Origin of the sequence: Streptomyces europaeiscabiei, from assembly GCF_036346855.1 — a bacterium.
Lineage (GTDB): Bacteria > Actinomycetota > Actinomycetes > Streptomycetales > Streptomycetaceae > Streptomyces > Streptomyces europaeiscabiei.
In genome coordinates this window covers 4,533,010-4,546,158 of record NZ_CP107841.1, presented here as the reverse complement: position 1 = coordinate 4,546,158, position 13,149 = coordinate 4,533,010, and the positions used below count along the sequence as shown (strand labels likewise).

Below are 13,149 nucleotides of genomic sequence, written 5' to 3'. Positions count from 1 at the left end.
ATAGTCATTTCTAGTCGGATGTCTCACGTACTTTGGTCTTGTGAAGCTTTCGGAGTGGGCGCGTCAGCAGGGCGTGAGCTACCAGACCGCCTGGCGGTGGGTGAAGGACGGGAAGATGCCCGTCCCGGTCCGCCAGGCGCCGTCCGGGACATGGCTGGTCGACGAGGTTTCCGTCCAGCCGTCCGGACGCGTGGTGGCGTACTGCCGCGTGTCTTCAGCCGACCAGAAGGCCGACCTGGATCGGCAGGCCGCGCGGGTGGTGTCCGGCACGAATGGGCTGGGCCTGGCCGTCGCAGAGGTTGTGACCGAGATCGGGTCGGGGCTGAACGGGCGCCGCCTCAAGCTGCACCGGCTGCTCGCCGACCCGGACACGGCTGTGATCGTGGTCGAGCACCGCGACCGGCTGGCCCGGTTCGGCGTCGAGCACATCGAAGCCGCCCTGTCCGCGTCCGGCCGCCGCCTGGTCGTCCTCGACCCCGGGGAGAGCACCGATGACCTGGTCCGTGACATCACCGAGGTGCTGACCTCGATGTGTGCCCGCCTGTATGGGCGTCGCGCGGCGAAGAACCGTGCCGCCCGAGCGGTGGCCGCGGCCACCGGCGACGAGACCGGCGGGACCGCCTGATGAAGAAGTTCCAGGCGCAGCCCGGGTTCGTGGTGCAGGCGTTCCGGTTCGCGCTGGACCCGAACGCCGCCCAGGAGCAGGCGTTGCGGTCGCACTGCGGGGCAGCGCGGGCCGCCTACAACTGGGCCGTGGGCTGGGTCGAGGCGTCGTGGTGGCAGCGCAAGGCGGAGGAGTCCTACGGCATCCCCGCAGACCGGCTCACCGAGTGGCGGCCGTGGTCGCTGCCCTCCCTCCGTAAGGCGTTCAACCAGGCCAAGCATGCCGACCCCAGGTTCTGCGGGTGGTGGGAGGACAACTCCAAGGAGGCGTACTCCACCGGCCTGGCAGGCGCAGCCGCCGCCTTCGACAACTACGCCAAGTCCAAGCAGGGCAAGCGGCGGGGCAAGCAGGTCGGGATGCCCCGTTTCAAGTCGAAGCGCAAAGCGCGCCTTTCCTGCCGGTTCACCACCGGCACGATCCGCGTCGAGGCGGACGGCCGGCATGTCACGCTGCCCCGCCTCGGCACGATCCGCGTCCACGAACCCACCGCGAAGCTGCTGAACCGCGTGCAGGCCGGAACGGCCCGGATCCTGTCCGCGACAGTCCGGCACGAACGCGGACGATGGTTGGTGTCCTTCCAGACCGAGACCGCGCGGGAGATCCGCCGCGTGGCCCGGCCCGGCGCCGCGGTCGGCATCGACCTCGGCATCAAGACGCTCGCCGTCATGGCCGACAGCACCGGAGCGATCCGTCAGATACCCAACCCCAGGCACCTCGACAGCGCCCTCACGGCCCTGCGCGGGGCCTCTCGCACGGTGTCCCGCCGCCAGGGCCCCGACCGCAGGACCGGACAGCAAGCGTCCAAGCGGTGGGAGAAGGCCAACGCCGTCCGCAACAAGGTCCACCACCGGGTCGCGAACCTTCGCGCCGACGCCCTGCACAAGCTCACCACCACGGTGACAGGCGAGTACGGCACCGTCGTGGTCGAAGACCTCAACGTTGCTGGCATGCTCCGCAACCGGCGCCTCGCCCGCCGCATCGCCGACGCCGGGTTCGGCGAGATCCGCCGCCAGCTCACCTACAAGACCCGCCGGAACGGCTGCCGCATCGTGGCCGCCGACCGGTGGTTCCCCTCCTCCAAGACCTGTTCCGGGTGCGGCGCGGTGAAAGCCAAGCTGCCGCTGCACGTCCGGACCTACGAATGCGACGCGTGCGGCCTGGTCATCGACCGGGACGACAACGCGGCCCGCAACCTCGCCGCCCTCGCAGCGGCAGCCGTAACGACTGGTACCGGAGTGGCCGGAGACCAGGACACCGCCAAGGTGTCGAAGCCCCGTGGAGCCGACCGGAGGACCCGCATCACCCGTCCCCGCCGCAAGGCAGGGACGGGGCGGGCAGGTGGCGTAACCCTGCCGAACCAACGGCAGCAGGAAGCGGGAGACCGTCCTCAAGCCGAGCCCCTGATGCTCTGGTGATGTGACGGACCTTCCGGGTCGAAATGCCCGGAATACTGAGACCTGACTACGGACTCAGCAACGGAAGCTGGCGTACTACGCGACGACGACGAGGAGGCTGTGGTGCAGCGGCCTCCGGCGGGGGAGGGGTAGGTGCTCGGGCTGTTGGACGAGTACGGAGTGTCCCTGGGTGGGGGCGCCTGACAGCTCGGGCCACGGGGTGCGTCGACGGGTGCGCGCCCGGTGGGGCTTCTCGCGCAGTTCCCCGCGCCCTTGAGAGAAGAGACCAGTCCCCTGCGGGCCTGAAAGACCACGGCCCTGCGGGCCGAAAAGCACGGGGCGCAGCCCCTGCTTTCCAGGGGCGCGGGGAACTGCGCGAGCAACCACGACGCACCCGTACCCGCCGACGCACCCGTACCCGTACCCGTACCCGCCGACGCACCCGTACCCGTACCCGCCGACGCACCCGCACCCCTGGGCCATCAGGTGCCCGGCCCGATGGCGGAGCCAAGCCGCTCGTATGCTCGAAGGATGACGACTCCCGCGGCCTCTGGAAACGGATCCACCGACCCGGCCAGCTCCACCGGCCCCACCGAGAACTCCATGCGGCGCGCGCTCAAACGCGCCCGGGACGGTGTGGCGCTCGATGTGACCGAGGCGGCGGTGCTGCTGCAGGCGCGCGGCGCGGATCTGGAGGATCTGGCCGCGTCGGCGGCGCGGGTGCGGGACGTGGGCCTCCAGGAGGCCGGCCGGCCCGGGGTCATCACCTACTCGAAGAGCGTCTTCATCCCGCTCACCCGGCTGTGCCGGGACAAGTGCCACTACTGCACCTTCGTCACCGTGCCGGGCAAGCTGCGCCGGGCCGGGCACGGGATGTTCATGTCGCCGGACGAGGTGCTGGAAGTCGCCCGCAAGGGAGCCGCCCTCGGCTGCAAGGAAGCGCTGATCACGCTCGGCGACAAGCCGGAGGACCGTTGGCCTCAGGCGCGCGAATGGCTCGACGCGCACGGCTACGACGACACGATCGCGTACGTCCGGGCCATCTCGATCCGTATCCTGGAAGAGACAGGGCTGCTGCCCCACCTGAATCCGGGCGTGATGTCGTGGACGGACTTCCAGCGGCTCAAGCCGGTGGCGCCCTCCATGGGCATGATGCTGGAGACGACGGCGACGCGGCTGTGGTCCGAGCCGGGCGGCCCGCACCACGGCTCCCCGGACAAGGAGCCTGCGGTCCGGCTGAGGGTCCTGGAGGACGCGGGCCGCTCCTCCGTGCCCTTCACGTCCGGTGTCCTCATCGGGATCGGGGAGACGTACGAGGAGCGCGCGGAGTCGCTGTTCGCGCTCCGGAAGGTCTCCCGCGCCTACCACGGAGTCCAGGAACTGATCATCCAGAACTTCCGCGCCAAGCCGGACACCGCGATGCGTGGCATGCCGGACGCGGAGCTGGACGAGCTGGTCGCCACGGTGGCCGTCGCCCGGCACCTCATGGGCCCGGCGGGCTGTATCCAGGCCCCGCCGAACCTCGTCGACAGCGAGTACGAGCGGCTGATCGGCGCCGGGATCGACGACTGGGGCGGGGTGTCCCCGCTCACGATCGACCATGTGAACCCCGAGCGTCCCTGGCCGCAGATCGAGGAACTCACCGAGCGGTCCCGTGCCGCCGGTTTCGAGCTGCGGGAACGCCTGTGCGTGTATCCGGAGTTCGTGACGCGGGGCGAGCCGTGGCTCGACCCGCGCCTCCTGCCGCACGTAAGGGCCCTCGCCGACCCCGAGACGGGCCTCGCCCTGCCGGACGCGGTCGTCGAGGGACACCCGTGGCAGGAGCCCGAGGAGGTCTTCGTCGCCACCGGCCGTACGGATCTGCACACCTCCATCGACACCGAGGGCCGTACCGGCGACCGCCGTGACGACTTCGACTCCGTCTACGGCGACTGGGGCGCCCTGCGCGAGGCGGCGGCGCCCGGCATGGTGCCCGAGCGCATCGACACGGACGTACGCGCGGCGCTGGCGACGGCGTCGGACGACCCCACGAAGCTGTCGGACGCCGAGGCGTTGGCCCTGCTGCACGCGGACGGACCCGCGCTGGACGCCCTCACCCGGATCGCGGACGACGTGCGCAAGTCGGCCGTCGGTGACGACGTCACGTACATCGTCACGCGGAACATCAACTTCACGAACGTCTGCTACACCGGCTGCCGCTTCTGCGCCTTCGCACAGCGCCGCACGGACGCCGACGCGTACACGCTCTCCCTCGACCAGGTCGCCGACCGGGCCCAGCAGGCCTGGGACCTCGGCGCGGTCGAGGTCTGCATGCAGGGCGGCATCCACCCCGACCTGCCGGGGACGGCGTACTTCGACATCGCCAAGGCGGTGAAGTCCCGTGTGCCCGGCATGCACGTCCACGCCTTCTCCCCGATGGAGGTGGTGAACGGCGCGACCCGCACCGGCATGTCGATCCGCGAATGGCTGACGGCGGCGAAGGAGGCGGGCCTCGACTCCGTCCCCGGCACGGCGGCGGAGATCCTGGACGACGAGGTGAGGTGGGTCCTCACCAAGGGCAAGCTGCCGGCGGCCACCTGGATCGAGGTGATCTCCACCGCCCACGAGCTGGGCATCCGCTCCTCGTCGACGATGATGTACGGCCACGTCGACCAGCCCCGCCACTGGCTGGGCCACCTCCGCACCCTGGCGCGGATCCAGCAACAGACCGGCGGCTTCACGGAGTTCGTGACCCTCCCCTTCATCCACACCAACGCGCCGGTCTACCTGGCCGGCATCTCCCGCCCCGGCCCCACCATGCGCGACAACCGCGCCGTCACCGCCATGGCCCGCCTCCTCCTCCACCCCCACATCCCCAACATCCAGACCAGCTGGGTCAAGCTCGGCACCGAGGGCGCGGCCGAAATGCTCCGCTCCGGCGCGAACGACCTGGGCGGCACCCTGATGGAGGAGACGATCTCCCGCATGGCGGGCTCGTCGTACGGCTCCTACAAGTCGGTGAAGGACCTGATCGCGGTGGCGGACGCGGCGGGCCGCCCGGCGAAGCCGCGCACGACGCTGTACGGCGAGGTCCCGGAGGAACGCCAACGGGCGGCGGCGGTGTCGGACGGGCATCTGCCGGAGCTGTTGCCGGTGCTGGACTGACGGCTGCGGCGAGCGGGTCGGAAAACCCTCTCAGCGTGCCACGGAGACCGTCGTGGCCCAGCTGGCGATGGCCGACGGCGGCGAGGGCGAGGGGCACCGGATCGCGGTCGTCTACGACGACGCCACCGACAAGATCAAGCTCTACCTGGACGGCGCCCCCTATACCGGATCCACCGCCGACTTCGCGGGCGGCCCGCCCAGCTCCGGCCCGCTCCAGGTCGGCCGGGCCCAGGTCGGCGACGGTTGGGGCGAGTACCTCCACGGCGACGTCGACGAGGTGCACGCGTTCGCCGGTGCTCTGGACGACCACGAGATCAAGCAACTGGGCCGGGGCACCGAGCCCTGTCTCTGCTGAGTACCGTTCTCCTGTTGTTCCTCATGGGCTATGGCCCCCGCCGGTCGACTGGACGGCGGGGGCCACAGCTCTTCACCCGAGGTGACAGCGGCCGGTTCCCCGAAGTGCCGGCCGTGGGTCAGTCGATCGCCCGGTCGTTCGTCGGCAGGTACGTCACCATCAGCACCACCCCGCTCAGCAGGAACACACGGAGCGCGGCGTCGAGACCGTTCCAGTCGCCGGACTGCCACCTTGCTCGCCGGGCAGGGTGGGCGGTCCTTCAGGGCCGGGGGGTGAATGCCCGCTCGCGCGTAGCGGGGCGGGGCGGGGGAAGCCGAATCGCTGGCACGAGCCCCGAAAGGCAGCGATGCCAAGGCGGCCGAGTACGCGAAGGCCGCCAGGCTCAAGGCGCGCGACGCGAACCGGCGCAAGGACTGGTGCGAGAAGACCAGCACCATGCTCGCCCGCTGCTATGACCTGATCCGGTTCGAGAAGCTGAACATCAAGACGATGACCCGCTCCGCGAAGGGAACCGTGGAGCGGCCCGGCCACAACGTGGCGCAGAAGTCCGGCCTGAACCGGTCAATCCTCGCCCAAGGGTGGGGCCTGCTGCGGCAGCGCACCGGGCACAAGGCCCCCGGCCGGGTCGAAGACGTCCCCGCCCCCTACACCAGCCTGCGGTGCAGTGCCTGTGGATGGATCGACAAGAACTCGCGCAAGAGCCAAGCCGAGTTCGTCTGTTCCTCCTGCGGCTTCACCTGCAACGCGGACACCAACGCCAGTATCAACGTCGCGGCAGGACAGGGCGGGTTCCCCCGCCCCCGGCGGACAGCCGGTGCCGGAGGGACGACACCGCCCAACCAGCGGCCGAACGTCCGTGAACCTCAGCCCGAACGGGTTGGAATCCCCCGCTTTTAAGAAGGGGAGGATGTCAAATGAGGTCCTCGTCCTTGAACGTGGTGTCCATGGCGAGGACATGGCGGACGAACTGCTGGTTCGTACCGAAGTCGGTGATGTTGCTGAACGATACGAGCGCCATGGTCCACTATGTGCGCGGGCATGGATCGTCCCCAGGTGATTTTCGGCGCGTTGGACCACAATGAGAGCCGCCGATGGCGGAAAACCGTGGAGAACCGAGGACGGCCGGAGGGGTACGCATGGGGCGCGCGCAGCCGCCGATTCCGACGATGCAGGAGCTGATCCGGCGGCGCACCCGTCAGGGCTTCGTCGGCCGGAACGCCGAACGGGCCGCGTTTCGCGCCAACTTCGACCTGCCCATCGAGGACGAGCGGCGCCGCTTCCTCTTCCACGTGCACGGCAACGCCGGTATCGGAAAGACGTTCCTGGTACGGGAGTTGGAGCAGATCGCCCAGGAGCGCGGGGCCCTCACCGCGTACGTCGACGACGGAGTCGGCAGCGCGCCGGAGGCCATGGCCGTGATCGCGGACCGGTTCGCCCGGCAGGGGCGGCGGTTCAAGGAACTGGAACGGCTGCTCACCGCCCACCGCGAGCGACGGTACGAGGTGGAACTGGCCGCCCTGTCCCTGTCCGAGTCGGAGGAAGAGCCAGGACAGCCGGGGCATTCAGGGGGCACGGGAGCCACCGCAGCCGCCGAGCCGTCGGCCGCGAGCATGGCCGCCGCGCGGGCGACCCTCGTCGCGCTCGGACTCGTCCCCGTGGTCGGCCCCTTCGCCGGCGCCGTCGACCCGGCCCAACTCGCCAGCCAGGCACACCGGTTGCGGACAGGGCTCGGCTCGCGCGCCCGCGGCCAGGAGGACGCCGAGCTGGTGCTCGCCCCCGAACTCGTCCTCACCCCGGCGTTGTTGGAGGAACTGGCCGGGGTCGCGGCCGAAGTGCCGTGGCTGGTCCTCTTCTTCGACACCTACGAGCGCACCGGCGCCTTCCTCGACCCGTGGCTGCACGACATCGTCTCCGGCGACCGCTACGGCCCCCTCCCCGGCAACCTCGTCCTCGTGACGGCGGGACAACGGCCCTTCGACGCCGCCCGCTGGGGCGGCCTCACCGATTTCGTCCTCGACCTCCCCCTGCGGCCCTTCACGGAGGTCGAGTCACGCGGCCTCCTCGCGGCCAAGGGCGTGCTCGCCGAGCCGGTCGTCGGCGAAGTCCTGCGGCTCACCGGCGGACTGCCCGTCCTCGTCTCCACCCTCGCCGAGGCCCGCCCCGCCGACCTAGACGACCTCGCCGACGCGGGCGACGCGAGCGCCACGGCCGTGGAGCGCTTCCTGCGGTGGGAGAGCGACCCGGTACGACGGGCCGCCGCGCTGACCTGCGCGCTGCCCCGCTGGCTGGACGCGGAGGTGTTCCGGGTGGCCGTGTCCGACACGGGCCCTGGCACGGGTGCGGACCCAGGCACGGGTGCGGACCGAGGCACGGGTGCGGACCGAGGCAGGGGTACGGACCGAGGCAGGGGTGCGGACGGAGGCAGCGGCGAGGCCCCCGAAGCGCTGTTCGCCTGGCTGCGCGCCCTGCCGTTCGTGACCGATCGTGGGGACCGGGTGGTGTTCCACGACGTCGTACGGGCGCCGATGGTGCGGTTGCAGCGGATGCGGTCGCCCCGGGGCTGGAGCGAGCGGCACCGGCGGCTGGCGGAGGCGTTCGCCGGGTGGCGGGCGGAGGCCGAAGTCGCCCTGGAAGGCAATGAGTTGTGGGGTGCCGTGCGGTGGCGGGAGCTGCGGCTGGCCAAGACGTACCACCGGCTGTGCGCGGGGGAGCGCGGGGCGCTCGCCGGGGTGCTGCGGGACGTGGTGGACGCGTGCGGCGAGGGCACTGCCGTGGCCCGGCGGTGGGCCGAGGCCCTGGCACAGGCAGGGCAGGACGCCGACGACGAGGACGCGGGACGCTGGGGGCGGGACCTGCTGGGCGCGCTGGAGCGGGGCGGTGTCCATGAAGCGCTGGGAGTGCTGCTGCTCCGGGCCGGTCTCGACACCCGGGGGGCCGCGTTCGCGCGGGCCCTGCGGGGGCGGGCGCTGCACCGCGACGGGGCGCACCGGTCGGCCGTGGCCGAGTACGACCAGGCCCTCGCCCTCGACCCCGGGTCCGCCACGGCGTGGCAGGGCCGGGCGGTCGCGCGGGCGCACACCGGGGACTACGCCGCAGCCGTGGCCGACCTGGACCGGGCCGACGCGCTCGCCCCCGACGACACCACCACCCTCGTCCTGCGCGGCGACTACCACCGCCTCCTCGGCGACCCCGACGCGGCGGTCGCCGACCTTGACCGGGCGGTCGCCCTCGACCCCGTACGCCGCTCGACCTGGGCCTCGCGCGGTGCCGCCCGGCACGCGCAGGGACGCCTCGACGAGGCCCTCGCCGACCTGGACCGCGCTCTGGAACTGGACGGGGAGTACGTCTGGGCCCTGGTGCGCCGGGCGCGCGTACGGCGGTCCCGGGGCGAGCACGGACGGCAGCTGGCCGACCTGCACCACGCCGTCGCCCTCGACCCGGACGCCCCCTGGGCCCGCTGCGAACGCGGCGACGCCCTGCGCGCCGCCGACCGGGACGAGGAGGCCCTCGCCGACTACGACCGGGCCATCGAACTCGACCCCCTGTACGCCTCCGCGTATGCCAGCCGGGGCGTCACCCGCTTCAGGCTGGGCCGCCACGACGAAGCCCTCACCGACCTCGACGCGGCGGTCGCCCTCCTCCCGGAGTACGCCTGGGCCCTGCGCCACCGAGCCGCGCTCCACCTCGAACTCGGCGACACCGGACGAGCGTTGGCCGATGCGGGGCGGGCGCGGGCGCTGCGCCCCGGCGACCCGTTGATCGCGGACGTGCACGACCGGGCCACGGAGGCGGCGGCCCGGCCGGACCGCTCGGACCGCTCGGACGGTTCTGACCGCTCGGACCGTCCGGAGTGAAACGGCGTGAACGGACCGGTGACGGCTGTTGCGCCGGCGCACGGATTCTCCGAGAGTGGGATCCGGGTTCGCCGCCTGTTGACAGCTGATCGTCGGGAGTCCGGACCGACCGAACAGTCTGAGCAGTTGCGCATTAAGAAATGTTTAGCGCTCTGTGAGACCCCTGAGCCGACCGTTCCCGTTCGATTACAGTGCTGGACTGTCGAGCCGTACGGGCGTACGTATGTATGGACGTACTGACGTACGGGTCGGGTAAGGGCCGTGAGGAGGCCGGGGTGGGTGCGACAGCCGGTGCCGTCTGGGGGCGGGTCGAGCAGCAGGACTTCCGCAGCCGGGTGCGCGGAACGCTGCTGGGCGCGGCCGTCGGTGACGCGCTGGGCGCGCCGGTCGACCAGCTCACCCTGTCGCAGATCGGTGAGGCGTACGGTCCGGAGTGGCTGACGGATCTGGCCTCCGCGTACGGCAGACGCGGCGCGATCACCGACCTCACCCAGCTCACCCTGTTCACCGTGGACGGCCTGATCCGCGCCCAGGTCCGCCGCGACACCGGCGTGTGGCACCCGCCGACCGATCTGCACCGGGCCTATCTGCGCTGGGCCGCGACCCAGCGGGACTGGGGCCCCGACGAACGCCGCAAGGACGACGGCTGGCTCGCCCGCGAGGAGTGGCTCTACGCCCGCCGTGACCCCTCCCTCATCTGCCTCCTCGGCTTCTCCGACGGGACCATGGGCACCCTCGACGCCCCCAAGAACCCCGGCGCGTCCGGCGCCGAGGCCGCCGCCCGCTCCGCCCCCTTCGGTCTCCTCGTCGGCTGGGAACCCCAGTTGGTCTTCCAACTGGCCGTCGAGTGCGCGGCGCAGACCCACGGCGCCCCCACCGCCTATCTGGCCGCCGGCTCCTACGCCGTCATCGTCCACGCCCTCGCGCGGGGCGAGGGCCTCGACGCCGCCGTCCAGAAGACCCTGGTCCTGCTGGCCGCACGCCCCGGCCACCAGCCCGTCTCCGAGGCCCTGCAACAGGCCGTCACCGCCGTCCGCCAGGGCCCGCCGTCCCCGGCCGTCGTCGAGCAGATCGCCGGTGACGGCGCGGCGGCGGGCCTGCTCGCGGTCGCCGTGTACTGCGCCCTGGTCGGCGAGGACATACGCCACGGCCTGTGCCTCGCCGTCAACCACGGAGGTCCCTCCGGAGCCGCCGGCGCCCTGACGGGCGGCCTCCTCGGCGCCCTCCACGGCGAGACCGCCCTGCCCCCCGCCTGGCTCGCGGAACTGGAGGGCCGTCCCACGATCCTCGTCCTCGCCGACGACTTCGCCCTCGAAATGACCCAGGGCCCCGCCCTGCACGCCCCGGGCGGCGCGGTACCGGGCTGGCTGACCCGGTATCCGCGGGCCTGAGGCCGCGGCCGGGGGCTGGACGCAGGGGCGCGGGGCAGTCCGGCGAGCGACGCCGCGTCGTGGCCGGCCACGCGGTTGCCCGCGCCCTCTTGGGACGCCACGACTGGGACGCCACGACTGGGACGCCGCGACGTCCTGAATCCGGGGCGGAGTACCGTGCCGATCATGGCTGACTGGAACATACGCCCGGCCCTGGCGACGGACGTCGAACCCATCGCCGAGCTGCGCGCCGTGGTCATGCGCCAGGACCTCGAACGCCTCGGCCGCTACGACCCCCACCGCGTACGCCGACGCTTCCGCGACTCCTTCGACCCGGCCCACACCTGGATCATCGAGGTCGGCGGCGCCTTCGCCGGCTGCGTGGCGCTCCGCCCGACCGCCGAGGCCCACTGGCTGGAGCACTTCTACCTGGCCCCGCATCTGCAGGGCACCGGCATCGGCACGGCCGTACTCCACGACCTCCTCGCCCGCTGCGACCGCACCGCCGTGCCGGTCCGCCTGAACGTCCTGCGGGGAAGCCCGGCCAGACGCCTCTACGAGCGCCACGGCTTCCGCCTGGAGACCGAGGACCCGGTGGACGTGTTCATGGTGCGTGAGCCCGTGTAGCGCGGCGTCGGTCCCCGTCACGGAGCACGTCGAGGACATGGGGCCAGGCGGTCGTGCCCAGGAGGGTGTCGGCTTCGGGGGTGCCGCCGTGGCGGAACCGGGCGGACGGCGGGGCGGGGCTCTCGCCGGGAAGGCGTGGGCGGTGACCGGCGTCGGGGCGGGCGATCAGCCGTACGCCGGCGCCCGCCGAGCGTCGGCGTTCAGCCAGCCGCTCGGCGGCGGGCAGGGACGGCCACATCGCGTCGTCGCCGCCCGCGACCAGCAGGAGATCGGCCCGAGCCCTGTCCACGGGGATCTCGGCCGCAGGGAGCAGTTCGGCGAACGTCCGCTCGCTGAGTTCGTACCACCCGCGTACGGCGACCGGGCCGCCTGAGTCCGACTCCGCGGGCGTCCAGGAATCGTCCAGCGGCACGAAGGGCAGTGCCCGGCCCCGCCAGGTCCAGGAGGACCGGTAGGGGTGATGCGCTCCGTCCCGGCCAGGCCCCACGTTGCACCAGACCCGAGACGTGGGCGACAGCGCGACGACGGCGTTCACACGCGCATCGTGCACCGCCGTGAGCAGTGCCGCCTCGGCCCCCTTGGAGGAGCCCAGGATTCCGACGTGTGCCGCCCCGTGCGCCAGGAGGAGGTCGACGGCCGCGGTGAAGGTCTCCAGAGGAACCTCACAGATACCCGGCGGCTGCCCCGGCCCGCCGAACCAGCGGATCGCCAGGGCCGTCATGCCCTGCCGGGCGAGAAGCCGTGCCCTCTCCCGCTCGACGCGCCCACTGGAACCCGCCAGGACCAGAACACCGGCACCGCTGCCATCCCTGGGAGCGACCAGCACGCCTTCCCAGGGCTCGGTCACCTCGTGCTCGACGACCTCGACACCCACGCGCTCCCCTTCCCGCTCCGGCGCCCGCCCCATGTCCCCTGTCCCTGGTCCCCTGCCCCCGAAATGGGTTTCGTGCCGTGCGCGGGGCGTCCTACCGTAGCCCGGTGACCACTCAGATGATCATCCTCAACGGCGGTTCCAGCGCGGGGAAGTCCGGGATCGTACGGTGTCTGCAGGCCGAACTGTCCGATCAGTGGCTCGCGTTCGGGGCCGATTCCCTCATCGACGCGATGCCCGCGCGGATGCAGACGTCGGAGGGCGGCATCGCGATCTCGGCCGACGGCGCGGTCGACATCGGGGCTGACTTCCGCGCACTGGAGCAGGCCTGGGCCGAGGGCGTCGTGGCCATGGTCCGCGCGGGCGCCCGCGTCATCATCGACGACATCTTCCTCGGCGGAGCGGCCTCCCAGCAGCGCTGGCGGAAGCTTCTCGACGGCCCGCACGGCGTGGACGTGCTCTGGGTCGGAGTGCGCTGCGACAGCACCGTCGCCGCCGGCCGCGAGATCGCCCGGGGAGACCGCGTCCGGGGAATGGCCGAGGCGCAGGCGGACATCGTCCACGAGGGTGTGCACTACGACCTGGAGGTCGACACCACCCACACCGAATCCCTGACCTGCGCCCGCACGATCGCCGCCCACGTCGGCTGACATTCCCCACCTTGTCGTGCTCGCGGACGGCGGTGATCAGTGATCGCATGCGCGGCACCCGAGCGACCGGCACCGACAGCGCCCGTCCGCCCGTCCGTCGGTCCACCGCACCTCCGCCGCGCAGAGCCCGCCCGCTGACGGACCCCGCCAGCCAGCCGCATCCGCCCCCCCCCACACACACACAACAGCCGTGAGGGCCGCCCCGGGACATCCCGGCACG

At 72.2% G+C, this 13,149-nt stretch carries 10 protein-coding genes and 1 pseudogene; 9 read left to right on the top strand and 2 right to left on the bottom strand.

Going from position 1 to position 13,149, the window contains the following annotated elements; genetic code table 11:
- Nucleotides 1-40 precede the first annotated feature (40 nt).
- From OG858_RS19665 to OG858_RS19645, 5 genes are all read left to right on the top strand, one after another.
- On the top strand, nt 41-625 hold the full coding sequence (locus OG858_RS19665; RefSeq protein WP_086748094.1) for an IS607 family transposase: 585 nt from the start codon (nt 41-43) through the stop codon (nt 623-625).
- Nucleotides 625-2,079, top strand: coding sequence for an IS607 family element RNA-guided endonuclease TnpB (gene tnpB / locus OG858_RS19660; protein ID WP_319066946.1), 1,455 nt, complete (start codon nt 625-627; stop codon nt 2,077-2,079). The genes OG858_RS19665 and tnpB overlap by 1 nt, the downstream gene beginning before the upstream one ends.
- A 510-nt stretch (nt 2,080-2,589) precedes the next feature.
- On the top strand, nt 2,590-5,202 hold the full coding sequence (locus tag OG858_RS19655; RefSeq protein ID WP_086748093.1) for a bifunctional FO biosynthesis protein CofGH: 2,613 nt from the start codon (nt 2,590-2,592) through the stop codon (nt 5,200-5,202).
- A 52-nt stretch (nt 5,203-5,254) separates the two neighbouring features.
- Complete coding sequence (locus OG858_RS19650; RefSeq protein ID WP_256960367.1) at nt 5,255-5,557, top strand: LamG domain-containing protein; 303 nt, start codon at nt 5,255-5,257, stop codon at nt 5,555-5,557.
- A gap of 435 nt (nt 5,558-5,992) precedes the next feature.
- Entirely contained in the window at nt 5,993-6,454 is a 462-nt protein-coding gene (locus OG858_RS19645) for a transposase (protein WP_319066943.1), read from the top strand.
- Between the two features lie 16 nt (nt 6,455-6,470).
- Here the strand turns inward: OG858_RS19645 and OG858_RS19640 are convergent.
- A pseudogene (locus OG858_RS19640) lies at nt 6,471-6,575 on the bottom strand (DUF2165 family protein); the annotation flags it as partial.
- A gap of 118 nt (nt 6,576-6,693) precedes the next feature.
- Here OG858_RS19640 and OG858_RS19635 point away from each other — a divergent pair.
- The 3 genes from OG858_RS19635 (at nt 6,694) to OG858_RS19625 (ending at nt 11,408) form a co-directional block, all read left to right on the top strand.
- A complete protein-coding gene (locus OG858_RS19635; protein ID WP_328544664.1) occupies nt 6,694-9,411 on the top strand; it encodes a tetratricopeptide repeat protein in 2,718 nt (905 codons plus the stop codon).
- Nucleotides 9,412-9,686: 275 nt separating this feature from the next.
- A complete protein-coding gene (locus OG858_RS19630) occupies nt 9,687-10,802 on the top strand; it encodes an ADP-ribosylglycohydrolase family protein (RefSeq protein WP_086749361.1) in 1,116 nt (371 codons plus the stop codon).
- A gap of 165 nt (nt 10,803-10,967) precedes the next feature.
- The gene (locus OG858_RS19625; RefSeq protein ID WP_319316329.1) at nt 10,968-11,408 is read left to right on the top strand and encodes a GNAT family N-acetyltransferase; all 441 of its coding nucleotides are present in this window, start codon (nt 10,968-10,970) and stop codon (nt 11,406-11,408) included.
- On the opposite strand, the gene OG858_RS19620 is transcribed toward OG858_RS19625, so the two are convergent.
- Entirely contained in the window at nt 11,386-12,315 is a 930-nt protein-coding gene (locus OG858_RS19620; protein WP_319267050.1) for an acyl-CoA thioester hydrolase/BAAT C-terminal domain-containing protein, read from the bottom strand. The genes OG858_RS19625 and OG858_RS19620 overlap by 23 nt on opposite strands.
- 83 nt (nt 12,316-12,398) lie before the next feature.
- Here OG858_RS19620 and cpt point away from each other — a divergent pair, with 83 nt between their 5' ends.
- Nucleotides 12,399-12,929, top strand: a complete 531-nt coding sequence (cpt, locus tag OG858_RS19615) for a chloramphenicol phosphotransferase CPT (RefSeq protein ID WP_086746710.1) — start codon at nt 12,399-12,401, stop codon at nt 12,927-12,929.
- Nucleotides 12,930-13,149: the final 220 nt, after the last annotated feature.

Coding starts and splice junctions, on each gene's coding strand:
- tnpB (WP_319066946.1), top strand. CDS start 625: ATGAAGAAGTTCCAGGCGCAGCCCGGGTTCGTGGTGCAGGCGTTCCGG.
- OG858_RS19655 (WP_086748093.1), top strand. CDS start 2,590: ATGACGACTCCCGCGGCCTCTGGAAACGGATCCACCGACCCGGCCAGC.
- OG858_RS19645 (WP_319066943.1), top strand. CDS start 5,993: ATGCTCGCCCGCTGCTATGACCTGATCCGGTTCGAGAAGCTGAACATC.
- OG858_RS19635 (WP_328544664.1), top strand. CDS start 6,694: ATGGGGCGCGCGCAGCCGCCGATTCCGACGATGCAGGAGCTGATCCGG.
- OG858_RS19625 (WP_319316329.1), top strand. CDS start 10,968: ATGGCTGACTGGAACATACGCCCGGCCCTGGCGACGGACGTCGAACCC.
- OG858_RS19620 (WP_319267050.1), bottom strand. CDS start 12,315: ATGGGGCGGGCGCCGGAGCGGGAAGGGGAGCGCGTGGGTGTCGAGGTC.
- cpt (WP_086746710.1), top strand. CDS start 12,399: ATGATCATCCTCAACGGCGGTTCCAGCGCGGGGAAGTCCGGGATCGTA.